The sequence below is a fragment of the Aurantimonas sp. 22II-16-19i genome (assembly GCF_002088275.1).
Classification (GTDB): domain Bacteria; phylum Pseudomonadota; class Alphaproteobacteria; order Rhizobiales; family Rhizobiaceae; genus Jiella.
On record NZ_AQQS01000001.1, the window covers coordinates 264366 to 289598 of the forward strand.

The following is a 25233-nucleotide window of genomic DNA, read 5'->3' on the forward strand; positions in this document are numbered from 1 at the left end:
TGCACCGAACACGCCACGACCCTTTTCCACTCAAGATCAGAGGAGCAGTCTCCATGCTCGACGCCTCGAACGAACGCGAAGCCTTCGACCGCGATCACTTCTTCCACCCCTCGACCCACATGGGCACCCATGCCCGCGGCGAGAGCCCGACCCGCGTCATCACCGGCGCGGAAGGCGTGCGCATCACCGATGCGACCGGCCGCACCCATGTCGACGCCTTCGCCGGCCTCTACTGCGTCAATGCCGGCTACGGCCGCACCGAGATCGCCGACGCGATTTCCAAGCAGGCCCATGAGCTGGCCTATTACCATGCCTATGTCGGCCACGGCACGGACGCCTCGATCCAGCTGTCGAAGATGATCATCGACCGGGCGCCCGAGCACATGAGCAGGGTCTATTTCGGCCTGTCGGGATCGGACGCCAACGAGACCAACATCAAGCTGATCTGGTTCTACAACAACACCCGGGGCCGGCCGGAGAAGAAGAAGATCATCTCGCGCTGGCGCGGCTATCACGGCTCCGGCGTCATGACCGGTTCGCTGACCGGCCTGCAGCTCTTCCACAACGCCTTCGACCTGCCGCGCGCGCCGATCCTGCACACCGTCTCGCCCTACTACTTCCGGCGCGAGGACCGCTCGATGAGCGAGGAGCAGTTCTCCCAGCATTGCGCAGACGAGCTCGAAAACATGATCCTCGCCGAGGGTCCGGACACGGTCGCCGCCTTCATCGGCGAGCCGGTGCTCGGCACCGGCGGCATCGTGCCGCCGCCGGCCGGCTACTGGCAGAAGATCCAGGCCGTGCTGGAGAAGTACGATGTCATGCTCGTCGCCGACGAGGTGGTGACCGGATTCGGCCGCCTCGGCTCGATGTTCGGCTCGGATCACTACGGCATGAAGCCGGACCTGATCACCATCGCCAAGGGCCTCACCTCGGCCTATGCGCCGCTGTCGGGCTCGATCGTCTCGAAGCGCATGTGGGACGGCCTCGTGAGCGGCGTGGACGAGCTCGGCGCCTTCGGCCATGGCTGGACCTATTCCGCCCATCCGATCTGCGCGGCGGCAGGCGTCGCCAACCTGAAGCTGATCGACGACCTCGCCCTCATCGACAACGTCCGCGAGGTCGGCCCTTATTTCGTCGAGGGGCTGAAGTCGGCGCTGGCCGACAAGGCCCATGTCGGCGAGGTGCGCGGCGAGGGCCTGCTCGCGGCCGTCGAATTCGTCGAGGACAAGGACGACCGCCGGTTCTTCGATGCCTCGCAGAAGGTCGGCCCGAAGATCGCCGCCGCCCTCTTCGAGCGCGGCGTCATCGGCCGGGCGATGCCGGAAGGCGACATCCTCGGCTTCGCGCCGCCCTTCTGCCTGACCAAGGAAGACGCCGACCTGATCATCGCCCAGACGGCCGATGCCGTCGACGCGGTGACCGCCACCCTCGCCTGACGAACAAAGCCCGGCGCTGGCAGGAGCCTGCGCCGGGCTTTCCTCGCGTCTCTTGCGGTCCCGGAAGCTACGATGCCAGGGCCGCCTCGCCGCACGGCTCGGCCGTCTGCCGCCACTTGGCGACGGAGAACGAGAACACCTCCATCTCCTCGCCGAAGCCGCGCAATGGATAGGAGCCGAGGCTCTCCAGCGCCCGGTGGCAGCTCGCCATCTCGGCGAAGGCCCGCGACACCAGCACCGGCTCGTGCACCGCCTTGGTCAGGTTCTCGAGCCGCGCGGCCGCATTCACCGCCGGGCCGATGACGGTGAAGTCGAGGCGCTGGCGCGAGCCGATATTGCCGTACATCACGTCCCCGACATGGATGCCGACGCCGTAGCGCAAAGCCTCCTGGCCGAGCGCCACCCGGGCGGCATTGAGCGCGTCCATCGCCGACTGGGCCTCGTCGACGGCCGACAAGAGGTCGTCGCAGGCCGTCGGCCGGTCCAGCGGGAAGATCGCGAGCAGCCCGTCGCCGATGAACTTGAGGATCTCGCCGCCATGCCGCTCGATCGGCTCGCAGATGGCGTCGAAATAGCCGTTCAGCAGCTCGATGACGTCGTCGCGCGGCCAGTTGTCGGAGATGTGGGTGAAGTCGCGCAGGTCGCAGACGAGGATCGCCGCGGCGACGGTGGTGCCGCTGCCGCGGGTGATGGCGCCGGCCAGGATCTCCTCGCTGGCATGCGGGCCGACATAGGTTTCGAGCAGCGTGCGCGCGAGGCGGTTCTTCAGCCGGATCTCGCTGACCAGGGCAAAAGTGGGAAGCAGGTCGGCGAGGAAGGCGAGATGATCCTCGGTGAAGCCGTCCGGGCCGTCGCTGGCAAAGGTGACCACGTGGCTGCGGCCGAGCGTGTGCTTCATCGGCCAGGCGACGTAGTCGGTCATCCCCTCCTGGAGCAGCTGGGCGAACAGCGGATAGCGGTCGGTGTCCGCGGCGGGGCCGTCACTGCGCCACCGCAGCTCCGTCGTGCCGGCATGCATTGTCGCGACGGGGCTCTGCCGGTATTCCGGCGTCTCAAGCGTCCCGTGCTGGAAGGTCTCGATGTCGACCTCGGCCATGCCCTTGCGCCAGAGCATGCGTGCGCCGAGCCACTGGGGATGGTCGATCCTGAAATGCACCGTCGCCCGGGCCAGGGGCACGCCGGCGGCTCTGATCCGGTCGCAGAATTCCTGGAAGATGTTGTCGACGAAGCGCTGGTGGCTCGTCTCGTTGACCAGCCAGTCGATCAGCGGCTTGCGATCGATCGGGGCATCCATCGCCCGGGCAGTCGGCAGGTCGGCGTTCGAGCGGACGAGTTGCATGAGGCAGTTCCTTCAGATCGCCAATATGTCGCCATGCGTCGCCTGAGCGCCGGCGCCGTGACGGGTCGATCGACGCTTCACGAACGACGACGCATTGCCCGCAAGGAAGAGCCGCAAGTGCAGCGTTTCCGTGGCGGGGCGCCGGGGTGACGGTCATATGGCGATGCGAGGCGGCAATTTCAAAACCGTTGCCCGTCCCTCCCGACCGGCTGCCGCGAGCGGTCCGCAAGAATGTGCGAAATGGCCTGGGACAGGCGCGGGGAACCAGCCCTAGTGTCGCCCCACCGAGGATCGCCGCGGTGTCGCAGAACCACCCGTCGAACCTCGCCATCGCAACGACCCCGCCGACGGGGCCGGCCCGATCCCGGATCTGGAGTGCATCCCGCCCCTCACGCCGGAGCGGAGCGGCTCTCCGACCCGCCGGGCCTGTCGCCGCCGGAGAAGCCGACCTTCAGGTGCATCCCCCCATGCGTGAAACATCGAACACCGAGGCCGACTACGTCGTGGTCGGGGCCGGATCGGCCGGCTGCGTCGTCGCCGCACGGCTGTCGGAGGACGGTCGGAGCGACGTCGCCGTCATCGAGGCCGGCGGCTCGGATAGGAGCCTGTGGGTGCGCATGCCGATCGGCTATGGCGGGGCGTTCTTCCATCCCCGGCTGAACTGGCGCTACTACAGCGAGCCGGACGAGGGGTTCGGCGGACGCAAGGCCTACTGGCCGCGCGGTCGGGTGCTCGGTGGATCGAGCGCGATCAACGCCATGGTCTATGTGCGCGGCCAGGCGCGGGACTTCGACCTGTGGGCCGAGGCGGGCAATCCCGGCTGGTCCTATGCCGACCTCCTGCCGCATTTTCGAAAGATGGAGGATTATGCCGGCCCGCCCAGCGAATGGCGCGGGCGCGGCGGGCCCATCGGCGTGCGCGACATCGACGCGGCGGCGCATCCCCTCAGCCATGCCTTCGTCGCGGCCTGCGCCGAGGCGGGCTATCCGCGCAATCCGGACTATAACGGCCGCGACCAGGAAGGCGCCGGCTTCTTCCAGATCACCACCCGCCGCGGCCTGCGCTCCTCGGCGGCCACCGGCTACCTCCACCCGGCCCGCCGGCGGCGCAACCTCCGCGTCGAGACCGACGCGCTGGTGACGCGGCTGCTGTTCGAGGGCCGGCGCTGCGTCGGCGTCGAATATCGCCGCGACGGCCGGGCCCACACCATCCGCGCGCGGCGGGAGGTCATCCTCTCGGCCGGTGCCGTCAACTCGCCGCAGATCCTGCAGCTGTCGGGCATCGGCGACGCGGCGCGGCTGCAGGCCCTCGGCATCGACGTGGTCCTCGACCGGCCGGCCGTCGGCGCCAATCTCCAGGACCACATCGGCTTCGACTACATCTACGAGGCCAACCGGCCGACGCTGAACGATACGCTCGGGCCCTGGTCCGGGCGGATCGGCGCCGGGCTTCGCTATCTCGCGACCCGCGACGGGCCCTTGAGCCTTTCCGTCAACCAGGCGGGCGGTTTCGTGAAGTCCGATCCGTCCCGCGAGCGGGCGAACATCCAGCTCTACTTCTCGCCCCTCTCCTATACCCGTGCGGTGCCGGGCAAGCGGCGGCTGCTGTCGCCGGACACCTTCCCCGGCTTCATGATCGGCATCTCCAACTGCCACCCGAGGAGCCGCGGCTGGCTGCACATCCGCAGCAGCGATCCCTCGGCCCCGCCGGAAATCCATCCCCGCTATCTCTCCGACGAAGCCGATCTCGACGAGCTGGTGGCGGCGACGGCGATCATCCGCCGGCTTGCCGCCGCGCCGTCCATGGCGGCGGCGATCACCCGCGAGATCCGGCCGGGACCGGATGTTAAGAGCCGCGAGGCCATCGTCGCGGACATCCGGGAGCGCGCGACTTCGATCTACCATCCCTGCGGCACCTGCAGGATGGGCCCCGACCCGGCGGCCGGCGCGGTCGTCGATGCGCGGTTGCGCGTCCATGGCATCGGCGGGCTGCGCGTCGCCGACGCCTCGATCTTCCCGACGATCACCGCCGGCAACATCAACGCGCCGTCGATCATGACCGGCGAGAAGGCCGCGTCCCTCATCCGCGAGGACGCCGAAAGGCCGGTCTGATACCGGACGCGCCGCCGATCACGCGGCCAGGTCGTCGATCACCGCCGCGAGCGTCCGCACGCCCCGCTCGATCTCGGCCGGCGGCACCGCGCTGAAGCCGAGGGTCACGCCGCGCTGGGCGATCGGCCGCAGCGCGTAGCGCGACAGCGGCGTCACCGCGAGGCCCGCCGCCAGCGCGGCCTCGGCGATGGCGCGTTCGTCCGGAAGCGACGCAGGGATTAGGCCGACGGCGTGGAAGCCGGTCTCCGTCGGCCTGACGTCGAGCCGGCCGGCGAGATGCCGCTCGGAGGCGTCCATCAGCGCGTCCCGGCGCGCCGCATAGATGCCGCGCATGCGCCGGATATGGGCGGCGAAATGGCCCTCGGCGATGAACCGGGCGGCGATCCCCTGGATGGCATGGGCGACGCCGTGGGCGATGGCGGCGAGCGTCCGCTCGACCATCGGCACGAGCACCGGCGGCATCACGGCGAAGCCCAGCCGGACGGCCGGAAACAGCGTCTTCGAGAACGTTCCGACATAGATCACGCGCTGGCCGCCATCGAGCGCCTTCAGGGGCGGCAGCGTCGCCTCGCCATAGTGGAACTCGCCGACATAGTCGTCCTCGACGATGAAGGCGCCGGCCTGCTCGGCCGCCTCCAGAAGCCGCATCCGCCGCTCCAGCGACAGGGTGACGCCGAGCGGGTGCTGATAGGCGGGCGTGACGAAGGCGAGGCGGAAGTCGGGGGAGAGCTTCAGCCCGGCGGCGACGTCCATCCCCTCTTCGTCCACCGGCACCGGCACCGGCTCGGCGCCGCAGGACAGAAAGGCGTTGCGTGCCCCGATCGCCCCGGGATTCTCCAGCCAGACCTTGTCGCCGACATTGACCAGCATCCGGCCGATCTGGGTGAAGGCGTCCTGCGCGCCGGAAAACACGAAGACGTGGCCCGGCTGGCAGACGAGGCCCCGATTCGCCCTCAGATGCTGGCAGATCGCCTCGCGCAGCGCGCCGAGCCCGGCCGTGTCCGGATAGGACATCATCGCCGCCCGCTCGCCGCGCCAGTACTGCGAGGAGATGCGCGACCACAGCGCCACCGGAAAGGCGTCGAAGGCCGGCATGCCGGTCACGAAGGCGCGGGGCGCCGCCGGATGGCCGAGGCGCGGGAAATACGGGTCCGGGACATCGCTCCCGAGACGCGACAGATGCGGCAGGTTCTCCGGCGGCTGGGCCGCCACCGCGGGCCTCGCGGGACGCAGACCCGCGCTGACATAGGTGCCGGCGCCGACCCTGCTGTCGATGAGCCCCTCGGCGGCGAGCTGGTCGAAGGCGTTGATCACCGTCGTGCGCGACACCCGCTGGTCGCGGGCGAGCGTCCGGCTCGCCGGCAACCGCGTCCCGGCGGCAAGATCGCCGGACAGGATGAGATCGCGCAGCGCCACGGTGAGCTGCATGGTCAGGTTGCTGCGGTCGCTCCGGTCGATCTTCAGCGTCGGGATCAGGGCGCCACCGACATATTTCGACATGCGATCTCCGAATGGTCTGCCAACAAGTGCGAAGTGGACCTTATGCGCGGACCACTTTGCAAGCACTCTTTTGCCATCGGCCAGCCATCGGGCAGCCAGTGAAACTCAGCGGAGCGCCCATGCGGCTTGTGAAGATCGAGACCTTCGCGAACGAGTTCGTCGGCTTCGTCCGGATCACCGACGAGAGCGGCCAGACCGGGTGGGGCCAGGTCTCGACCTATCACTCGGATCTCACGGCAGAGATCCTGCACCGGCAGGTCGCCCCCCACGTGCTGGGGCTCGACATCGTCGACCAGGACGACTGCTTTGCCCGCGTCTTCGAGCGCGAGCACAAGTTTCCCGGCTCCTATCTCTGCCGCGCCGTCGGCGGCGTCGAGACGGCCCTGTGGGACCTGCGCGGCAAGGCCGAGGGCGTGCCGGTAACGGTGCTGCTCGGCGGCACGCCCGGACCCTTGCGCGCCTACGCCTCCTCGATGAAGCGCGACATCACGCCGGACGCCGAGGCCGAGCGGTTTCGCCGGCTGCGCGGCGAACACGGCTTTACCGCCTTCAAGTATCGCATCGGCGCCGAATGCGGCCGCGGGAAGGACGAATGGGAAGGCCGCACCGAGGCGATCATCCCGGCGATCGCGGGCGCCTTCAGGGGCGAGGACGTCAGCCTCCTTGCCGACGCCAATTCCTGCTACGCGCCCGAGGCCGCGATCCACTACGGCCGCATGCTCGCCGATCATGGCGTCACCCATTACGAGGAGCCCTGCCCCTATTGGGAGCTGGAGCAGACGCGCGAGGTGACGCAGGCGCTGGCGAGCCTGCCGATCGACGTGACGGGCGGCGAGCAGGACTGCTTCCTGCCGGTCTGGAAACGCATGATCGAGATGAAGGCCGTCGACATCGCTCAGCCCGACATCCTCTATCTCGGCGGCATCGGGCGGACGCTCGAGGTCGCGCGCATGGCGCAGGCGGCGGGATTGCCGGTGACGCCCCACGCTGCCAATCTCGGCCTGGTGACGCTGTTCACCATGCATCTCCTCCGGGCGATCCCCAACGCCGGCAAATATCTGGAATTCTCGATCGAGGGCCTCGATTACTACCCCTGGCAGACCGGCCTCTACGCCAACGACCCCTACCGGATCGAGGACGGCATGGCGACGGTGACGGACGCCCCCGGCTGGGGCGTCGAAATCGCACCCGAATGGCTGGCGAAATCGATCTACAAGGCAAGCGAAGTGGACGCATGATGAACCTCGACACCACGATTGCCGACTATCTGGACCGCGGCCAACTCCCTTTCCTGCCGACGGATCATTTCATCGCCGGCGCATGGTCGCCGCCGGCATCCGGCGAACGCATGGAGAGCTTCGATCCCGGCCGCGCCGCGCCGTTCCACGCCGTCGCGGCAGGCGATGAAGAGGACGTCGAACGCGCGGTTTCGGCCGCGAGCTCCGCCCAGCGCGCCTGGGGCCGGACCAAACCGTCGGCGCGCGGCGCGATCCTTGTCGAGGCCGCGCGGCTCCTGAAGGCGGAGGCGGACCGGTTTGCCTTCGTCGAAAGCCTCGACAGCGGCAAGCCGCTGCAGGAGGCCCTCGGCGACGTTTCCGGCGCGGCCCGGGCGTTCGAATATTACGGCGCCTGCGCCAATGCCATCGAGGGCGCCACCTTCCCGCTCGGCCCGGACTATCTCGGCTATTCGATCCCCGAACCGGTCGGCGTCACCGCCCACATCATCCCCTGGAACTACCCGCTTTCGACGGCCGCACGCGGCATCGCGCCGGCGCTGGCCGCCGGCTGCACCGTCGTCGCCAAGCCGGCCGAGACGACGCCATTGACCATGCTCATGCTGGCCGAGCTCCTGTCGCGGGCCGGCCTGCCGGACGGCGTCTGCAACGTGGTGACCGGCACGGGACCCGCCGCCGGCGCGCCGCTCGTCGCCGACCGCCGCGTGCGCCACGTCACCTTCACCGGCTCGGTGCCGACCGGCATTTCGGTGATGACGGCAGCCGCCCGCAACGTCGCCACCGTCGTCCTCGAGCTCGGCGGCAAGTCGCCCCTCGTCGTCCTCGCCGATGCCGATCTGGGCGCCGCGGCGGAAGGCGCCATCGGCGCGATCTTCGAGAATGCCGGTCAGATCTGCTCCGCCGGATCGCGGCTGATCGTCGAGCGCGGCGTTCATGACGACCTCGTCGCCCGGATCGCGGAGAAGGCCCGGGCGCTGGCGATGGGACACGGCCTGACGCGTCCGACCCTCGGCCCGCTGAACTCCGAGGCCCATCTCGGCCGGGTCGCCGCGAAGGTCGATGCCGCCGGCGCGCGCGGTCTGACGCCGCTGCTCGGCGGACGCGCCGCGACCGATCCCGCCACCGGCAAGGGCTGGTTCTTCGAGGCGACGATCTTCGACGACGTCGCCGCCACCGACCCGCTGGTGACCGACGAGATCTTCGGCCCGGTGCTGACCGTGCAGGTCGCCGAGGACGCGGACCACGCCCTCGAACTCGCCAACGGCACGGACTACGCCCTCGTCGCGGGCATCTACACGACGAATTTCGCCGCCGCCCACCGCCTGGCGCAGGAGATCGACGCCGGCCAGGTCTTCGTCAACGAGTATTTCGCCGGCGGCATCGAAGTGCCCTTCGGCGGCAACCGCCAGTCCGGCTTCGGCCGCGAGAAGGGGTTCGCGGCCATGCGGAACTACATGCGCGTCAAGAGCGTCGCGGCGAGGATCGCCTAGATGCCCATGTCGCAGCTCCGCACGACGCCCTATTGGTGGGACACCGCCCCGCCGCCGCCGACGGAGCGCCCCGCGGCCGTGCCGAAGAGGGCCGACGTCGTCGTCATCGGCTCCGGCTATACCGGCTGCCACGCGGCGCTGGTCCTCGCGCGGGCCGGCCGCAGCGTCGTGATGCTCGACAAGGGCCGCATCGGCGAAGGCTGCTCCACCCGCAATGGCGGCCAGGTCAGCCATTCCATCAAGCCCGGCTTCGACACGCTCGCCCGCCGCCACGGCCCCGACACCGCCAAAGCGATCCGCGCCGAGGGCGTCGCCTCGCGGGCCTTCGTCGAGCGCTTCGTCACGGAAGAAGGGATCGCCTGCGATTTTCGGGCCTGTGGCCGGTTCCACGCCGCCGCCAGCCCCCGCGCCTTCGCCGCCCTCGCAAAGCTCGCCGACGGCGACCGCATCATCCTCGTGCCGCGTGACAGGCAGCGCGAGGAACTCGGCACCGACTGGTATCACGGCGGCGCCGTCTTCCACGATCACGCCTCGCTCGATCCCGGCTTCTACCATGCCGGCCTCGTCGAGCGCCTCGATGCCGCAGGCGTCGTTTTCGCCCCGCAGTGCCCGGCAGTGGCGCTCGACGAACGGCCGGACGGCGTCACCGTGACGACGCCCCTCGGCCCGATCGAAGCCCGCGACGTCATGCTCGCCACCAACGGCTATTCGGGGGCGCTCTCCCCCTGGCACCAGAGCCGGATCGTGCCGATCGGCAGCTACATCATCGCCACCGAGGCGCTCGACCCGGCGCTGGTGACACGGCTCTTCCCCACCGGGCGCATCGCCTCCGACAGCCGCCGGGTGGTCTACTATTATCGCCCCTCGCCCGACGGCCGGCGGGTGATCTTCGGCGGCCGGGTCAGCGCCGGCGAGACCGATCCGCAGAGCGCCGCGCGGCGGCTGCGGGACGTGATGGTCCAGCTGTTTCCCGAACTCGGGCCGGCTGCCATCAGCCATTCCTGGATGGGCTTCGTCGGCTACAGCTTCGACGCCCTCGCCCATACCGGCGCGCGGGGCCGCATCCATCATGCGATGGGCTATTGCGGTTCGGGCGTCGGCATGGCCTCCTATCTCGGCCACAAGGCGGGGCTGCGCATCCTCGGCAGGCCCGAAGGAGAGACGGCCCTGACGACACCCGGATTCCCCACCCGGCCGCTCTACCGGGGCCGCCCCTGGTTCCTGCCCGCGGCCGTCGAGACCTATCGGCTGCTCGACCGGGTCGGCCTGTGAGGCCGGGACCATGACGCAAGGCCGATGACGCAAGGATTGGATTGCCAGAACGCCGGAAATGGCTCTTTCTGGAAGACGAAATGACGGTTTCACTTCCCGATCGGCCGGACCGGCCAGACATCCGCATCGCCATCCCCATCAACCCTAGGAGAGAGATCATGGCATTGACGTTACGCGTTGTTCTTGCCGCTTCGGCACTGGCGTTCACGATCGGCGGCGCCGAGGCGGAAACGCTCCGGCTGCTCACCTGGGGCGGCTATGCGCCCGAGGAGCTGGTCAAGAAGTTCGAGGCCGAAAACCCCGACATCGACGTCGAGGTGACCCTGTCCAACAACGAGGAGATGATCGCCAAGCTGCGCGCCACCGGCGGCACCGGCTACGATCTCGCCCAGCCGAGCCACGACCGGATCTTCGCCGCCCAGAAGGAATACCGGATCTACAAGCCGCTCGACCTGTCGAAGATCGACACGGCTTCGATGACGCCGAACCTGCTCGAAGGCGTCAAGGAGAACGCCACCATCGACGGCGAGGTCTACGCCGTGCCGCACCAGTGGGGCACCTCCGGCGTCATGGCCAACATGAAGGAGACCTCGGACGTCACCGGCTTCGGCGATCTCTGCGACGAGAAATACAAGGGCCGCACCTCGATGCGGCTGCGCCGCACGATCCTCCTCGGCACCGCCTTCTCCATGGGCATGAACCCGTTCGAGCTCTATGCCGACAAGGCCGCCTATCAGGACATGCTCGACAAGGTCACCCAGAAGCTGATCGACTGCAAGCCGATCGTGAAGACCTACTGGACCGGCGGCGACGACCTCTCGGCGCTGATGCTGTCGGGCGAGGTGGTGGTCGCGGAGACCTGGGATTCCACCGCCTACAAGATCTACAACGAGAACTCCGACATCGTCTTCGTGCCGCCGAAGACCGGCGCTCTCGCCTGGATCGACACCTTCACCATCCCGCGCGGCGGCGAGGCGGACGATGCCGCCTACAAGTGGATCAACTTCGTCCTGAAGCCTGAGAACGTGAAGATCATGTCGGCCTCGACCGGCGCCATCGCGGCCGTGCCGAACGGCATCGAGCTCTTGCCCGAGGACAAGCAGAAGGCGGTGAAGGCGGCCTTCACCCAGGCCGATCTCGACAATCTGAAGTTCTTCGCGAACATCCCCCCGGGCCTCGAGGATATGGAAGGCATCGCGCTGGAGCGGATCAAGGCGGCGCAGTAAAGCGCGGGCGCCCGACGATCCTCCGCAACTGACACGCGCCGGGGCGAGCAGCCTCGCCCCGGCCGAAGCGCCCATCTCTCAAGCGCCCATCTTTCATCGGAACTTGCGAATGTATGATCTGAGCTGCGACCGCGTGACAAAAGCCTTCGGCAAGTTCGTCGCCGTCGACCAGGTCTCCCTCGACATCCCCTCCGGCTCGTTCTTCTCGATCCTCGGCCCGTCCGGCTGCGGCAAGACCACCCTGATGCGGATGATCGCCGGCTTCGAGACGCCGTCGGCCGGCGACATCCAGATCAAGGGCGAGAGCGTCCTCGCCCTGCCGCCGAACAAGCGCAACGTGAAGATGGTGTTCCAGCACCTCGCCCTCTTCCCGATGATGAATGTCGGCGAGAACATCGCCTACGGCCTTCAGTGCCGCGGCGAGAAGAAGGCGGACATCCCCGCCAAGGTCCGGCGCGTGTTGGAGCGGGTCGGCCTGCCGGGCGTCGAAGAGAAGCAGATCGGCCAGCTTTCCGGCGGCCAGAAGCAGCGCATCGCGATTGCCCGCTGCATGGTGCTGGAGCCCGACGTCCTCCTCCTCGACGAGCCGCTCGGCGCCCTCGACCTGAAGCTGCGCGAGCACATGAAGATCGAGTTGAAGCAGCTGCAGCACCAGTTCGAGACGACCTTCCTCTACATCACCCACGACCAGTCCGAGGCGCTGGTGATGTCCGACCGGGTGGCGGTGATGAATGCCGGCCGCTTCGAGCAGATCGGCACGCCGCGCGAGCTTTATGACGATCCGGTCTCGGGCTTCGTCGCCGGCTTCGTCGGCGACGCCAACATCCTTGCCGGCAAGGTGGCCGAGATCCGCGGCGACGAGGTGCTCGTCGAGCTCGACGGCGGCGGCGGCCGGATCGCCGCGCGCCGCTCGGACGAAAGCGCCGTCGGCAGCGCGGTCGAGGTGTTCGTCCGTCCCGAGGCGATGCGCATCGACGAGGCGACGGCCGGGGCGAGCCTTGCCGGCACTGTCGACAGCCTGCTCTTCAACGGCGCCAATTCCCGCATCCTCGTGAAGGCACGCAACGGCCAGCTGATCGAGGTGGCCGATCCCGGCCAGAGCGGCTCGCTCGCGCCCGGCGCCGCCGTCACGCTGACCTTCGAGACGCGGCGCGCCCGTGCCTTTGCGCGGAGGGCCGGCTGATGGGGCGCGATGCCGGCAGGCTCTCGCTGATCCTCCTGATGACGCCGTTCCTCCTGTGGATCGGCCTCCTGATCATCCTGCCCCAGCTCGGCATCGGCTACGTCTCGCTGCGCGAGAAGATCAGCTACGACGAGTTCAGCTTCGGCCTGAAGAACTACGTCGACTTCATCTCCGAGCCGGTCTATCGCAACACCCTGTTCCGCACCGCCTGGATGTCGATCCTGGTGACCATCCTGGCGCTGATCGTCGGCTTTCCGGTCGCCTATTACATCGCCAAGATCGCCCGGCAGAAGAGCCGCGCGGCGCTGTTCCTGATGTGCCTCATCCCGCTCTGGGTGTCGGATCTGGTGCGCGCCTATGGCTGGATCGTGCTGCTGCGCGAGACCGGCGTCATCTCCTCGGCCCTGGTCGATCTCGGCATCATCAACCAGCCCGTCGAGATGCTCTACAACGACGCCACCGTCGTCATGGGCCTCGTCTACACCGTCGTCCTGTTCATGATCGTGCCGCTCACCTCGACCCTGCAGGGCATGGACGACGCCCTGCTCGAGGCCGGCTACAATCTCGGCGGCAGCCGCTTCACCGTGTTCCGGCGGATCATCGTGCCCTATGCCATGCCGGGCATCGTGTCGGGCTGCATCATCACCTTCATGCTGACGGCCGGCAGCTACCTGACGCCGGTGCTGCTCGGCGGCAAGAATTCCAGCTGGTTCACCGAGCAGATCTACAACCAGTTCATCACCCGCTACAACTGGGAGGCGGGCGCGACCTTCGGCGTGACACTCCTGGTGTTCACCTCCTTCGTCGTCTGGCTCGGGCTGAAGCTCACCGGCCAGAGTCTCGCGACCACCGTGGCGAAGGACTGAGGCAATGCAGAGCTCGGCCGGCCTTCGCCTGATCTACCGCGCCTACATGGCCGCCTTCTTCCTGTTCCTCGTCGCGCCGCTGATCGCGGCGGGCGCCTTCGCCTTCAACGATTCGGTGTTTCCGTCGCTGCCCTGGAACGGCTTCACGCTGGACTGGTTCTTCTCGCCGGTGGAGCCGAAGCTCGGCCTGTTCTACGACGAGCGCCTGCTGCGGGGATTGAACAACTCGCTCTATATCGGCGTCGTCGTCGCCGCGCTGTCGGTCGCCGTCGGCACCTGCAACGCCTTCCTGTTCGAGCGGAAATCCTTTCCGTTCAAGGGCGTCGCCTACATCCTTCTGATCATCCCGCTGGTCATTCCGGGCGTCATCCTCGGCATCTCGATCCTCGTCTTCGCCTCGATGATCGCCAACTGGGTGGATGCCGAATTCGGCCTGTTCATCACCTGGCTGCGCCCCGGCGTCCCGCTGATCGTCCTCGGCCAGTTCTCCTTCCTGACGACGATCACCTCGCTCGTCATCGCGGCGCGGCTGCAGAAGTTCGACATGGCGCTGGAGGAAGCCGCGCTCAATCTCGGCGCGAGCCGGCTGCGGGTGCTGACGACGGTCACCCTGCCCTTCCTCTATCCGGCGATGTTCTCGGCCTTCGTCGTCGCCTTCCTCGTCTCCTTCGAGAACTTCAACACGACGCTGATGCTGGTCGGCTCCGACGCGCCGCTCACCATCACCATGTATGACCGCATGGTGAAGGCCGGCTCGACGCCCGTGCTGAACGCCGTCTCGGTGGTGCTGATGCTCGGATCAGGGCTCCTGGCGCTGGCCTCGGTGGCGGTGCAGCGCGAGAAGAAGGTCTGACCTCCGGCGCGGTCTCGGCGGGGGCCGGTCCGGCCTCCCGCCGCTTCGATTCGAGCCCTACGCCGCCCCGAAGCCGCCGCCGCCCGGCGTTTCGAGCAGCAGCCGCTGGCCGGACGGGATCGTCTGGGTGCCCTTGCCCTTCAACCTGGTTCCATCGGACAGCCTGACGGTGCCGGCGGCCCCGTCGCCGCCCCCTGCCCGGCCGCGTGGCGGGAAGTCGATGCGGTCGAAGGCCGCGAGCAGATCCATCGCCTCGCCGTCGCGGTTCTCGATCTCGATCACCTGGCCGTCGCCGCCCCGGTGGCGCCCGGCGCCGCCGGAGCCGTCCCGCAGTTCGCGCCGCCAGAAGACGATGGGCGCCGCCGCCTCCATGATCTCCACCGGCGAGCCCTTGACGCCGGAGGGAAACGCCGTCGCCGACAGCCCGGCCTTGTCGGGCCGCGCGCCGGTGCCGCCATTGGTGGTGATGGTGACGGCAAAGCCGTAGCGGCCGAGGTCGTTGCCCTTGGCCCGCCCGCGCAGCGTGACGTTCCACAGGCACGACGTGCCCTCGGCGGGGATGCGGGCCGGCAAAAGCTCCGCGAGGCAGCCGAAGACGACGTCGGGCAGCATCTGCCCGACGATGTGGCGGGACGAGACCGCCGCCCCGCGCGGCGCATTGAGGATCGAGCCCTCCGGCGCCTCGATGGCGAAGACCGAGAGCGAGCCGGCATTGTTGGGAATGCCCGGCGCGATGGCGCAGGCGAGGCCGAAGGCGGTGTACGCCCTGGTATAGGCCAGCGGCACGTTGATGCCCTTGCGCACGACCGGCGAGGTGCCGTCGAAGTCGACGTTGATGCCATCCTTTGTCACCGTGAGCGCCGCGACGAGGTCGATCGGCGCGTCGAGCCCGTCGATCGTCATGGCATTGCGATAGACGCCCTGCGGGAGCTTGGCGACCTCGGCGAGCACGGCCCGGCGCGAGACGTCGCAGATGTGGCTTCCGAGCGCGTCGAGGCTGTCCAGCTCGAACTCGGCCATCATCTCCGACAGCCGCCGGGCGCCGATGTCGTTGCAGCCGACGAGCGAATAGACGTCGCCTTCGGTCTCGACCGGAAGCCGGGTGTTGGCCCGGATCATCGCCATCAGCGTCTCGTTCATCTCGCCCCGGTCGCAGAGCTTCAGGAACGGGATCGACAGGCCCTCGGCGAAGACGTCGTGGCCGTCCGGCCCGAAGCCGATGCCGCCGATGTCGATCAGGTGGCTGGTGCAGGAGAACAGGCCGACGATCCGGCCCTCGTGGAAGGCGGGGGTGGTCACGACGAAGTCGTTGAGATGGCCGGTACCGCGCCAGGGATCGTTGGTGATGTAGTGATCGCCCTCGCGCATCGTCTCGATCGGGAAGCGGTCGATGAAGTGGCGCACGGACTCGGCCATGGAGTTGACGTGGCCCGGCGTGCCGGTGACCGCCTGGGCGAGCATGCGGCCCTCGAGGTCGAAGACGCCGGCGGACAGGTCGCCGCATTCGCGCACGATGGTCGAGAAGGCGGTGCGCAGCAGCGCCTGCGCCTGTTCCTCGACGACGGCGAGAAGCCGGTTCCACATCACCTGCATGCGGATGAGGTCGATGCCGGCGCTCTGGCCGCTCTGGTTCATGTCGGTCATCACTCTGCCGCCTCTCGCATCGCCATCCGCCGGGTCAGGACGAGATGGCCTTCCTCATGCACCGTCACGTCGAAGCCGTCCGGCACCACCGTCGTCGTCGCCGCCTCGGTGATCACCAGCGGCCCGGCGAGCCGCGTCGTGGAGCCGAGCGCACTCCGAGCATGAACCGGAACCTCGTCGAACCGCGCCGCCTCCGGCACGAACAGCCGGCGGGGGGCGCCTGCCCCGCCGGGGCCTTCCGGGCGCGCGGCGCTGGTCGCCGGCGCGGCGGCCTGGCGGGCCGGCGTGCTGATGGCGAGCGACCAGCTCAGCGCCTCGACCGGCGCTTCCGGGATGATCCGCCCGAACAGCGCGCGATAGGCCGCCTCGAAGCGGCTCCGCAGGTCGCCCGGATCGAGCGGCCCGATCGGCAGCGCCACCGGCACCTCGTGGCCCTGGCCGACATATCTGAGATAGGAGAGCCGCGCCTCGCTCGGTCGGACGCCGCCGGCGGCGGCCGAGACGATCGGACGTGCCACGCCGTTCATCTCGGCGAACAGCGCCTCGATCGCCTGCGGATCGAGATCGGCGAGCCGGACATAGAGGCCGCGGACGACCTCGAAGGCGATCGGCGCATGCAGGAAACCGATCGCCGAGCCGACACCGGCATTGGCCGGGATGATCACCCGGTCGATGCCGAGCTTGGCCGCGAGGCGGCCGGCGTGCAGCGGCGCCGCGCCGCCGAAGGCGACGAGCGTGCGCGAGGCGACGTCGACGCCGTTTTCCACCGCATGGACCCGCGCGGCATTCGCCATGTTCTCGTCGACGATCTCGCTGATGCCGAAGGCGGCGGTCTCCTTCGCCAGCTTCAGCGGCGCCCCGATCGCCCTGTCGATCGCCCTGCCCGCAGCCGCCGCGTCGAGCTGCATCGTGCCGCCGGCAAAGCCGTCGGGGTCGAGCCGGCCGAGCGTCAGGTCGGCGTCGGTGACGGTCGGCTCGGTGCCGCCGCGCCCATAGGCGACCGGGCCGGGCTCGGAGCCGGCGCTGTCCGGCCCGACGGTGATGCGCCCCAGCCCGTCGAGGCGCGCGATCGAGCCGCCGCCGGCGCCGATCTCGATCATCTCGATCACCGGGATGCGCAGCGGCAGGCCGGAGCCCTTGGCGAAGCGCGACTGGCGGTCGACCTCGAAGACGCGCGCGGTCTGCGGCGTTCCGTCGTCGATCAGGCAGATCTTCGCCGTGGTCCCGCCCATGTCGAAGGAGAGGACACGGGCTTCGCCGCAGGCTTTGGCGACCTCCGCCGCGAGGATCGCCCCGCCCGCCGGGCCGGACTCGACCAGCCGCACGGGGAAGCGCCGCGCCGTCTGCAGCGTCGTCAGGCCGCCCCCCGACGTCATCAGGAGCACCGGTGCCGTAAAGCCCTCCGCCTGCAGCCGCTGTTCGAGGCGCCCGAGATAGCCTGCCATCAGCGGCTGCACATAGGCGTTGACGGCGGTCGTCACCGTGCGCTCGTATTCGCGCGCCTCGGGCGAGACCTCGCTGGAGATCGAGATCGAGATGTCCGGCAGTGATCTGGCCAGGATGTCGCGCGCCCGCGCCTCGTGGTCGCCCCGCGCATAGGCATGGATGAAGGCGATCGCCAGCGCCTCGACCCCGGCCGCCGCGATCGCCGGCACCAGCACTTCGACCGCCGCCTCGTCCAGCGGCTTCAGGACCTCGCCGTCATAGGCGACGCGCTCGGGCACGGTGAAGCGCAGCGCTCGCGGAACCAGCGTCCGCGGCTTCTCGATGCCGAGATCGTACTGGTCGTAGCGGTCCTCGTAGCCGATCTCGAGAACGTCGCGAAAGCCTTCTGTCGCGACGAGCGCCGTCTTGGCGCCCTTGCGCTCGATGATGGCATTGGTCGCCAGCGTCGTGCCGTGCAGCACGAGGCCGACGTCAGCGGGCATGAGCCCATGGGCGGCAAGGAGCCGCATGACGCCGTCGATCACCCCCTCTTCCGGCGCCTTGTGCGTCGTCAGCACCTTGGTGGCGCCGATCGCGCCCGCTCCCGTGTCGAGCGCGACGTCGGTGAATGTCCCGCCGATGTCGATCGCCAGCCGCGCATTTGCCATTCCGGATCACCTCGCTTCCGATTCCGGGCGGGAGGCTAGCATTGCGCCACGGGTTTCTGGTGCTGAAATACTAGGCAAGTTGCAGCTGAAACTTTACCCCCTTAGCGGCGACGGTCGGTCCGGCAGACGCGGCCGGACGCTGCCGCGGACCGATGCGACGCCTGCCGCCCAGCCGATGGGACGAGTTCGTTCTCCCGCCTCCCGCCCCCGTTTCCGCTGTTTGCCGCCCGCCCCGGCAGCCCGCCTCTGCCTATGCCTCCCGGCCTTGCCGGCGGCTGGCACGCGACGTGCAACAGGCGAGGCGAACGGCAAACGCGCCACAAGGAGTGGGGAACACGATGACATCGACAGCCAAGGCCATGATTGCCCGCGCGGCATTCGCAATGACGGTGGCCGCGAGCGTCCTCGCGCCGGGGGTGGTCGGCCCTGCGGCGGCGGCGGAATGGATCATGGCCTCCGGCTATCCCGAGGAGAACTTCCTGACGAAGAACGTCCGGCTGTTCATCGACGAGGTCGGGACGAAATCCGACGGCGCGCTCACCATCGACCTTCAGCCCAACGACTCGCTGATCAAGATCGACTCGATCAAGCGCGCGGTGCAGTCCGGCCAGATCCCGATCGGCGAGATCCGGCTCGGCATCTATGGCAACGAGGACCCGATGTACGTCCTCGGCGGCCTGCCCTTCATCGCTCCGACCTATGCCGACGCCTGGGACCTGAAGGACGCGCAGAAGCCCTATTTCGACAAGATCTTCGACGAAGCCGGCATGAAGGTGCTGTTCTACCAGCCCTGGCCCGGCCAGGGCTTCTACACCTCGTTTCCGGTGACGTCCCTCGACGACTTCAAGGGCGTCAAGCTCCGGATCTACTCGACCGCGACGCAGAAGATGGGCGAACTCCTCGGATTCCAGGCGACGGTGTTGCCCTTCGCCGAGATCCCCCAGGCGTTTTCCACCGGCCTGATCGCCGCGCTATTCACCAGCCCGCAGACCGGCATCGACATCCAGGCCTGGGACTACACGAAGTACTTCACCGACACCGGCGCGATCTATTCCAAGAACGCGGTGATCGTCTCCAAGGCGGCCTGGGACGAACTCGACGAGAAGACGCAAGGGGTAATTCTGGAAGCCGCCAAGGAGGCCGAGGCCCGCGCCTGGACGATGAGCAAGGAGGTCAACGACGACCAGCAGAAGATGCTGGCCGACAACGGCATGACGGTCAGCCCGGCGCCCGAGGCGGTGATCGACCGGATGAAGGAGATCGGCAAGGTGATGCTCGCCGACTGGGAGGCGACCGCGAGCCCCGAGGCGCTGGCGGCGGTCAAGCCCTATTTCGAGAAGCGGGGGATGGAGTGAGCCGGGCGCGCCGTCGATGAGCGATCCCGCCACGTCGTCGAAGCCGGGCGATCCGGCAGCACCGCCGGCGGGGAGCCTTCGCCGGCTCCTCGACGGCCTCTATCTCGCCAGCGGCATTCTCGCCGGCCTGTTCCTCGCCGCGATCGGCGCCACCATCGTGGCGCAGATCGCCGGCCGGCTGATCGGCTGGACCATCGATTCCACCGAGCTCGCCGGCTTCTGCATGGCGGCGAGCACCTTCCTCGGCCTCGCCTACACGCTGAAGAGCGGCACCCATGTCAGGGTCAACCTCCTGATCCGCCGGCTCCCGGCGCCGTTGAAGCGCCCCGCCGAGATCGGCTGCTGCCTCGTCGGCATCGTCGCCTCGGCCTATTTCACGTGGTTCGCTCTCCAGCTCGTCCTCCAGTCCTGGCGGTTCGGCGACACCTCGCCGGGCCTTCTCGCCGCGCCCTTCTGGATCCCCCAGGCCGGCATGGCGATCGGCGGCGCTCTCCTAGTGATCGCCTTCCTCGACGAGATGACGATCGTCTGGCGGGGCGGACAGGCCGGCTACGAGAGCGAGGAAGCCGTGCTCGACCAGTTCGAGCCGGACGGCCGCGCCCCGGCCCTCGAGGTGCCGTCGTGACCGGCCGGGCCGCCGCGACGGCCGCCCCCGCAAGCAACGAAGGGCTGTCGCTCTGATGTCCGCCGGTCTCCTCGCCTCCGTCCTGTTCGTCGTCATGCTGGTGCTGCTCGCCGGCGGGGTGTGGATCGCCATTGCCCTCGGCCTCGTCGGCTGGGTCGCGATCGAATTCTTCACCGCCGCGCCCGCAGGCTCGCTGCTCGCCTCAACGGTCTGGGATTCCAGCTGGAACTGGGCGCTGACGGCGCTTCCCCTGTTCATCTGGATGGGCGAGATCCTGTTCCGCACGCGGCTGTCCCAGGACATGTTCACCGGGCTGTCGGCCTGGCTCGGCTGGCTGCCCGGCCGGCTCGTCCACGTCAACATCATCGGTTGCGGCATCATGGCCGCGGTGGCGGGATCCTCCGCCGTCACCTGCGCCACCGTCGGGCGCATCTCGCTGCCCGAACTGAAGAAGCGCGGCTATGACGAGAGCCTCATCATCGGGACGCTGGCCGGCTCGGGCACCCTCGGCCTCCTGATCCCACCCTCGATCATGCTGATCGTCTACGGCGTCGTCTCGCAGCAGTCGATCTCGCGGCTGTTCATGGCCGGCGTCCTGCCCGGCCTCCTGCTGATCGCCCTGTTCATGGGCTACGTCATGCTGCGCGCCGTGCTCGATCCGGACAAGACGCCGGTCGAGACGGAAACGCTGAGCCTGAAGGAGAAGCTCTCCCGTTCCCGCTTCCTGATCCCGGTGCTGCTCCTGATCGTCGCCATCCTCGGCTCGATCTATGGCGGCTACGCCACCCCCACCGAGGCCGCCACGGTCGGCGTCATCGGCGCGCTGATCCTCGCGGCCTTTTCGGGAAGCCTCGACCGGCACACGCTGCTGGAGACGCTGCTCGGAGCGACCCGCACCTCCTGCATGATCACGCTGATCCTCGTGGCCGCGGCCTTCCTGACCATGGCGATGGGCTTCACCGGCATCCCCCGCCATCTCGCCCAGTGGGTCGAGACGCTGGAGCTCAGCCCCTATGCGCTGATCGCCGTCCTGATGGTGTTCTACATCATCCTCGGCTGCTTCCTCGACGGCGTCTCGATGCTGGTCCTCACCGCCACCGTCGTCCTGCCGATGGTGAAGGACGCCGGCATCGACCTGATCTGGTTCGGCATCTTCGCCGTCATCGTCGTCGAGATGGCGCAGATCACCCCGCCGGTGGGCTTCAACCTCTTCGTCCTGCAGGGCATGAGCGGGCGCGACATCGTCCAGGTCGCCAGGGCCTCGATGCCGTTCTTCTTCCTGATGATCCTCGGCATCGTCATCATCACGATCTTCCCGGGCATCGTGACCTTCCTACCCCAGACGATGATGCGATGAGCCACCGGCTCCGACCGTGCGCGAGCAAGGAACGGCCCGAACGGCGCTGGCTGGCAGCCGGAAAAGGCGTTAGAACGAAGACGAGATCGCGACCGTCCACCCGCCGGAAGCACCGGCAGCCACCGGGCCTGCCTCGGGCCCTGCCGCGATACCGGCGACCCGGCCCTGCCGCCCGCCGCCCACCCGCCGCTTTGGGGTTCGAGCCATGAACGTCCACGATCCGCAGTTTTCGGCCTCTCCCGCCGACGAGCTCGCCGCCAACGTCGCCGTCCCGCTCGAGGCGGCGCGGGCGATGCCGAAGTCGGTCTATACCTCGCCGGACTTCCTCGCCCAGGAACTCCAGCACATCTTCGCGAAGGAATGGCTCTGCGCCGGCCGCGCCGATGCGCTGGACGGGCCGGGGGCGTATCTGACCATGGAGATCGCCGGCGAGCCGGTGATCGTCCTCAGGGACAGGGACGGCGCGCTGCGGGCGATGTCGAATGTCTGCCGCCACCGGATGTCGACCATGCTGCAGGGCCGTGGCACCGTGCGGGCGATCGTCTGCCCTTACCATGCCTGGACCTACAATCTCGACGGGACCCTGCGCGGCGCCCCGGCAATGGCCGCCAACGAGAGCTTCTGCCGGTCAGAGATCGCGCTGCCCGAGATCCGCTGCGAGGAATGGCTCGGCTGGATCATGGTGTCGCTGGACCCGGACGCCCCGAGCCCGGCCGGGCGGCTGAAGGACGTCGAGACCCTGGTCGGCTATCTCGGCATGGAGAACTACACCGAGACCTTCCGCGAGGAGCATCGCTGGAACACCAACTGGAAGGTGCTCGCCGAGAACTTCATGGAGAGCTACCACCTGCCGGCCTGCCATGCCGGGACGATCGGCGGATCCGCCGAAGACCTGATGACCATGGCACTGCCGGAAGGCACCGAGGCCTTCAACTACCATTCCATCCTGCGCAACGATTCCGTGCCGCTCGCCCTCGCCCACCCGGACAACACCACCCTCACCGGCGACCAGCGCCGCACGACCTGGCTACTGTCGATCTATCCGGCGCTCTTCATCTCCCTGACGAACGGCTATTTCTGGTATCTCAGCCTGCATCCGGACGGGCCGGACCACGTCCGGATCCTCTATGGCGGCGGCATGTCGCCGGACTATGTCGGGGACCCGGAGGCCAGGCAGCATTTCGTTGCGGTCAAGGCGTTGCTCGACGACGTCAATGTCGAGGATCGCGGCTGCACCGAACGGGTCTACAAGGGGCTCTGCAGCCATCTCGGCGAACCGGGTCCGCTGTCGCATCTGGAGCGGCCGAACTTCGAGTTCGCCCAGTACATCTCGCGGCGGATCGAGGCGGGCCGAGCCGGGTCTGCCTGACCGCCCCGTCGTCCTGCCCCCGATCGCCTCGCACTGCGGCTCCGGCCGCTGTCGTCGCTCCGCCTTCCGCGCCGTCGACGACCCAGAGGTTCATTTCACCTGTCCACATTCCCGCATGTCCATGAGCTGAGTTCAACCGTGACCGACCAATCCCGCTTCCGGCCGCTCGATTCCGCCAAGGTGCCGCGCTTTGCCGGCCCCGCCAGCTTCATGCGCCTGCCGCTGGCCCGGCCCGACGAGGTGGACATCGCCCTCGTCGGCGTTCCCTTCGACGGCGGCACGAGCAACCGCACCGGCGCCCGCCACGGGCCACGGGAAATCCGCAACCAGTCGAGCCTCGTGCGCCCCTATCACCACACGACGCTGCGCTCGCCCTTCGATGTCGCCCGCATCGCCGATTGTGGCGACGCGCCGGTGAACCCTGTCGATGCGACGGACAGCCTCGAGCGGATCACCGGCTTCTTTCGCGAGATCCGCGATGCCGGCGCCGTCCCGCTGACCGCCGGCGGCGATCATCTGGTCACCCTGCCGGTCTTACGCGGCCTGTCCCGCGGCACACCCCGCGCGCTCATTCATTTCGACGCGCATTCCGATACTTACGACGAGTTCTTCGGCAATCGCTACAACCACGGCACGCCCTTCCGCCGGGCCGTCGAGGAGGGTCTGCTCGATCCCAAACGCATGATCCAGATCGGCCTCAGGGGCGCGATCTCGGACGCCGCCAACTACGACTTCGCCAGGGCCGAAGGCATCCGGATGATCTTCATCGAGGAGCTGATGGCGCGGGGCGTTGCCGACGTCATGGCCGAGGCCCGGGAGATCGCCGGCGCGGGCGAGACCTACGTCTCCTTCGACATCGACATCATCGACCCGGCCTTCGCGCCGGGCACCGGCACGCCGGAGATCGGCGGCGTCACCACCTTCCAGGCGCAGGCGCTGGTGCGCGAGCTGGCCGGCGTCGACATCGTCGGGGCGGACGTCGTCGAGGTCTCGCCGCCGCTCGATCCGAGCGGCATCACGGCGCTCACCGGCGCGACGATGCTGTTCGAGCTGCTCTGCGTGATGGCCGGGGCGGTCGCACGCAGCCGGGCATGATGCTGCGGGCGGCGCCGCTCGGGCCGCCGCTCACAGGCCGGCTTCGAGACGGTCGAGCAGCGCATCCAACATCGCGTCGCAGCGGGCGAGCTGCGCCTCGGTGACGAATTCGTCCGGCCGGTGGCCCTGGTCCATCGAACCCGGCCCGCAGATCACCGCCGGAATACCCGCAGCTTCCGAGAACAGCCCGCCCTCGGTGCCGAAGGCCACCTTGATCGTGGCGTTCGCCCCCGTCAGCGACTTCACGAACCGCACGACCTCGGCGCCCGGCGCGGTGTCGAGGCCCGGATAGCCGCGCGTCGTCTCGATCGCGATCGCAGCGTCGGGGTCGCCGGTCTCGGCGACGATCCGCCCGGCCTCCCGCTCCAGCCGGGCGATCAGCCCGTCCGGATCGTCGGCGGCCAGGTAGCGGATCTCGAAATCCACCTCGGCATGGTTCGGCACGATGTTCGGACTCGTTCCGCCGGCGATCCGGCCGACATGCAGCGTCGTGTAGGGGATGTCGTAGTCGTCGTCCTTCGCCCCGTGCTCGGCCACCTCGGCCTGCAGGTCGCGCACGGCGCGGGAAAAGTCGGCGGCGAGATGCAGCGCGTTCATCGCCTTCGGCGCCAGCGCCGTGTGGCCCTCGCGGCCGTGGCAGCTGGCGCGGTAGAAGCCCTTGCCCTTGTGGCCCGTCGCGACCTTCAGCTCCGTCGGCTCGCCGACGATGCACATCAGCGGCCGGACCGGCGCCCTGGCGAGGATGTCGACGAGGTCGCGCACGCCGATGCAGCCGATCTCCTCGTCATAGGAGAGCGCCAGATGCAGCGGCGTCTTCAGCTCCCGGCGCGAGGCCCGCAGGGCCGCCGCCACCGCGCAGGCGACGAAGCCCTTCATGTCGGCGGTGCCGCGGCCGTAGAGCCGCCCGTCCTTTTGCGTCAGCCGGAACGGCTCGACCGTCCAGGCCTGCCCCTCCACCGGAACCACGTCCGTATGGCCGGAGAGCATCACCCCCGGCACGCCCTCGGGTCCGATGGTGACGAAGAGATTGGCCCTCTCGCCGCTCTCGTGACGCACCCAGTCCAGCCGCGCGCCGGCGGCGGTGAGCAGCCCCGCGACATGGTCCAGCAAAGGCATGTTCGGCGTTCGCGACAGGGTCGGAAAGGCGATCAGGCGCTCGAGGATGGGAAGGGTTTGCATGATGG

The 25233-nt window shown here is 68.7% G+C and carries 19 protein-coding genes; 14 read left to right on the plus strand and 5 right to left on the minus strand.

The genetic code is table 11. The features are described 5' to 3' along the window. Positions 1 to 53 precede the first annotated feature (53 nt). On the plus strand, positions 54 to 1436 hold the full coding sequence (locus tag ATO4_RS01245) for an aspartate aminotransferase family protein (RefSeq protein WP_083589563.1): 1383 nt from the start codon (positions 54 to 56) through the stop codon (positions 1434 to 1436). Positions 1437 to 1503: 67 nt separating this feature from the next. Here ATO4_RS01245 and ATO4_RS01250 read toward each other — a convergent pair whose 3' ends face one another. Further along, positions 1504 to 2730, minus strand: coding sequence for an adenylate/guanylate cyclase domain-containing protein (locus ATO4_RS01250; protein ID WP_245308525.1), 1227 nt, complete (start codon positions 2728 to 2730; stop codon positions 1504 to 1506). A gap of 512 nt (positions 2731 to 3242) precedes the next feature. Here ATO4_RS01250 and ATO4_RS01255 point away from each other — a divergent pair. Next, entirely contained in the window at positions 3243 to 4886 is a 1644-nt protein-coding gene (locus tag ATO4_RS01255; protein ID WP_083589564.1) for a GMC family oxidoreductase N-terminal domain-containing protein, read from the plus strand. 18 nt (positions 4887 to 4904) lie between these two features. Here the strand turns inward: ATO4_RS01255 and ATO4_RS01260 are convergent, their stop codons facing one another. After that, positions 4905 to 6386, minus strand: coding sequence for a PLP-dependent aminotransferase family protein (locus tag ATO4_RS01260; RefSeq protein WP_083589565.1), 1482 nt, complete (start codon positions 6384 to 6386; stop codon positions 4905 to 4907). A gap of 119 nt (positions 6387 to 6505) precedes the next feature. On the opposite strand from ATO4_RS01260, the gene ATO4_RS01265 reads away from it, so the two are divergent. From ATO4_RS01265 to ATO4_RS01295, 7 genes are all read left to right on the plus strand, one after another. Continuing rightward, positions 6506 to 7624 carry a mandelate racemase/muconate lactonizing enzyme family protein gene (locus tag ATO4_RS01265; RefSeq protein WP_083589566.1) on the plus strand — a complete coding sequence of 373 codons (1119 nt, stop codon included), beginning with the start codon at positions 6506 to 6508 and terminating at the stop codon, positions 7622 to 7624. Then, entirely contained in the window at positions 7621 to 9111 is a 1491-nt protein-coding gene (locus ATO4_RS01270; protein WP_210191004.1) for an aldehyde dehydrogenase family protein, read from the plus strand. The genes ATO4_RS01265 and ATO4_RS01270 overlap by 4 nt, the downstream gene beginning before the upstream one ends. Next, positions 9112 to 10383: an FAD-binding oxidoreductase gene (locus ATO4_RS01275; RefSeq protein WP_083589567.1), complete on the plus strand. Its 1272-nt coding sequence runs from the start codon at positions 9112 to 9114 to the stop codon at positions 10381 to 10383. A 158-nt stretch (positions 10384 to 10541) separates the two neighbouring features. Then, positions 10542 to 11609 carry an extracellular solute-binding protein gene (locus ATO4_RS01280; protein WP_083589568.1) on the plus strand — a complete coding sequence of 356 codons (1068 nt, stop codon included), beginning with the start codon at positions 10542 to 10544 and terminating at the stop codon, positions 11607 to 11609. Positions 11610 to 11718: 109 nt separating this feature from the next. After that, positions 11719 to 12792 (plus strand): ABC transporter ATP-binding protein, encoded by a 1074-nt coding sequence (locus ATO4_RS01285; RefSeq protein WP_083589569.1) that lies wholly within the window; start codon positions 11719 to 11721, stop codon positions 12790 to 12792. Next, positions 12792 to 13658, plus strand: a complete 867-nt coding sequence (locus tag ATO4_RS01290) for an ABC transporter permease (RefSeq protein WP_083589570.1) — start codon at positions 12792 to 12794, stop codon at positions 13656 to 13658. The genes ATO4_RS01285 and ATO4_RS01290 overlap by 1 nt, the downstream gene beginning before the upstream one ends. Positions 13659 to 13662: 4 nt before the next feature. After that, complete coding sequence (locus ATO4_RS01295; RefSeq protein ID WP_083589571.1) at positions 13663 to 14511, plus strand: ABC transporter permease subunit; 849 nt, start codon at positions 13663 to 13665, stop codon at positions 14509 to 14511. Positions 14512 to 14568: 57 nt separating this feature from the next. On the opposite strand, the gene ATO4_RS01300 is transcribed toward ATO4_RS01295, so the two are convergent. Both ATO4_RS01300 and ATO4_RS01305 read right to left on the minus strand, forming a co-directional pair. Next, positions 14569 to 16155, minus strand: coding sequence for a hydantoinase B/oxoprolinase family protein (locus ATO4_RS01300; RefSeq protein WP_245308505.1), 1587 nt, complete (start codon positions 16153 to 16155; stop codon positions 14569 to 14571). Next, positions 16155 to 18248, minus strand: a complete 2094-nt coding sequence (locus ATO4_RS01305; protein ID WP_083589572.1) for a hydantoinase/oxoprolinase family protein — start codon at positions 18246 to 18248, stop codon at positions 16155 to 16157. The genes ATO4_RS01300 and ATO4_RS01305 overlap by 1 nt, the downstream gene beginning before the upstream one ends. 338 nt (positions 18249 to 18586) lie before the next feature. On the opposite strand from ATO4_RS01305, the gene ATO4_RS01310 reads away from it, so the two are divergent. The 5 genes from ATO4_RS01310 to speB all read left to right on the plus strand — a co-directional run bounded on the left by ATO4_RS01310 (position 18587) and on the right by speB (position 24049). Further along, the gene (locus ATO4_RS01310) at positions 18587 to 19603 is read left to right on the plus strand and encodes a TRAP transporter substrate-binding protein (RefSeq protein ID WP_210191005.1); all 1017 of its coding nucleotides are present in this window, start codon (positions 18587 to 18589) and stop codon (positions 19601 to 19603) included. A 16-nt stretch (positions 19604 to 19619) separates the two neighbouring features. Further along, positions 19620 to 20228: a TRAP transporter small permease gene (locus tag ATO4_RS01315; protein WP_083589573.1), complete on the plus strand. Its 609-nt coding sequence runs from the start codon at positions 19620 to 19622 to the stop codon at positions 20226 to 20228. 55 nt (positions 20229 to 20283) lie between these two features. Beyond that, positions 20284 to 21585, plus strand: coding sequence for a TRAP transporter large permease subunit (locus ATO4_RS01320; protein WP_083589574.1), 1302 nt, complete (start codon positions 20284 to 20286; stop codon positions 21583 to 21585). Between the two features lie 205 nt (positions 21586 to 21790). Beyond that, positions 21791 to 22954 (plus strand): SRPBCC family protein, encoded by a 1164-nt coding sequence (locus tag ATO4_RS01325; protein ID WP_083589575.1) that lies wholly within the window; start codon positions 21791 to 21793, stop codon positions 22952 to 22954. Between the two features lie 138 nt (positions 22955 to 23092). Continuing rightward, a complete protein-coding gene (gene speB / locus ATO4_RS01330; protein ID WP_245308506.1) occupies positions 23093 to 24049 on the plus strand; it encodes an agmatinase in 957 nt (318 codons plus the stop codon). 30 nt (positions 24050 to 24079) lie between these two features. On the opposite strand, the gene argE is transcribed toward speB, so the two are convergent. After that, a complete protein-coding gene (argE, locus tag ATO4_RS01335) occupies positions 24080 to 25228 on the minus strand; it encodes an acetylornithine deacetylase (RefSeq protein WP_083589576.1) in 1149 nt (382 codons plus the stop codon). Between the last annotated feature and the right edge of the window lie 5 nt (positions 25229 to 25233).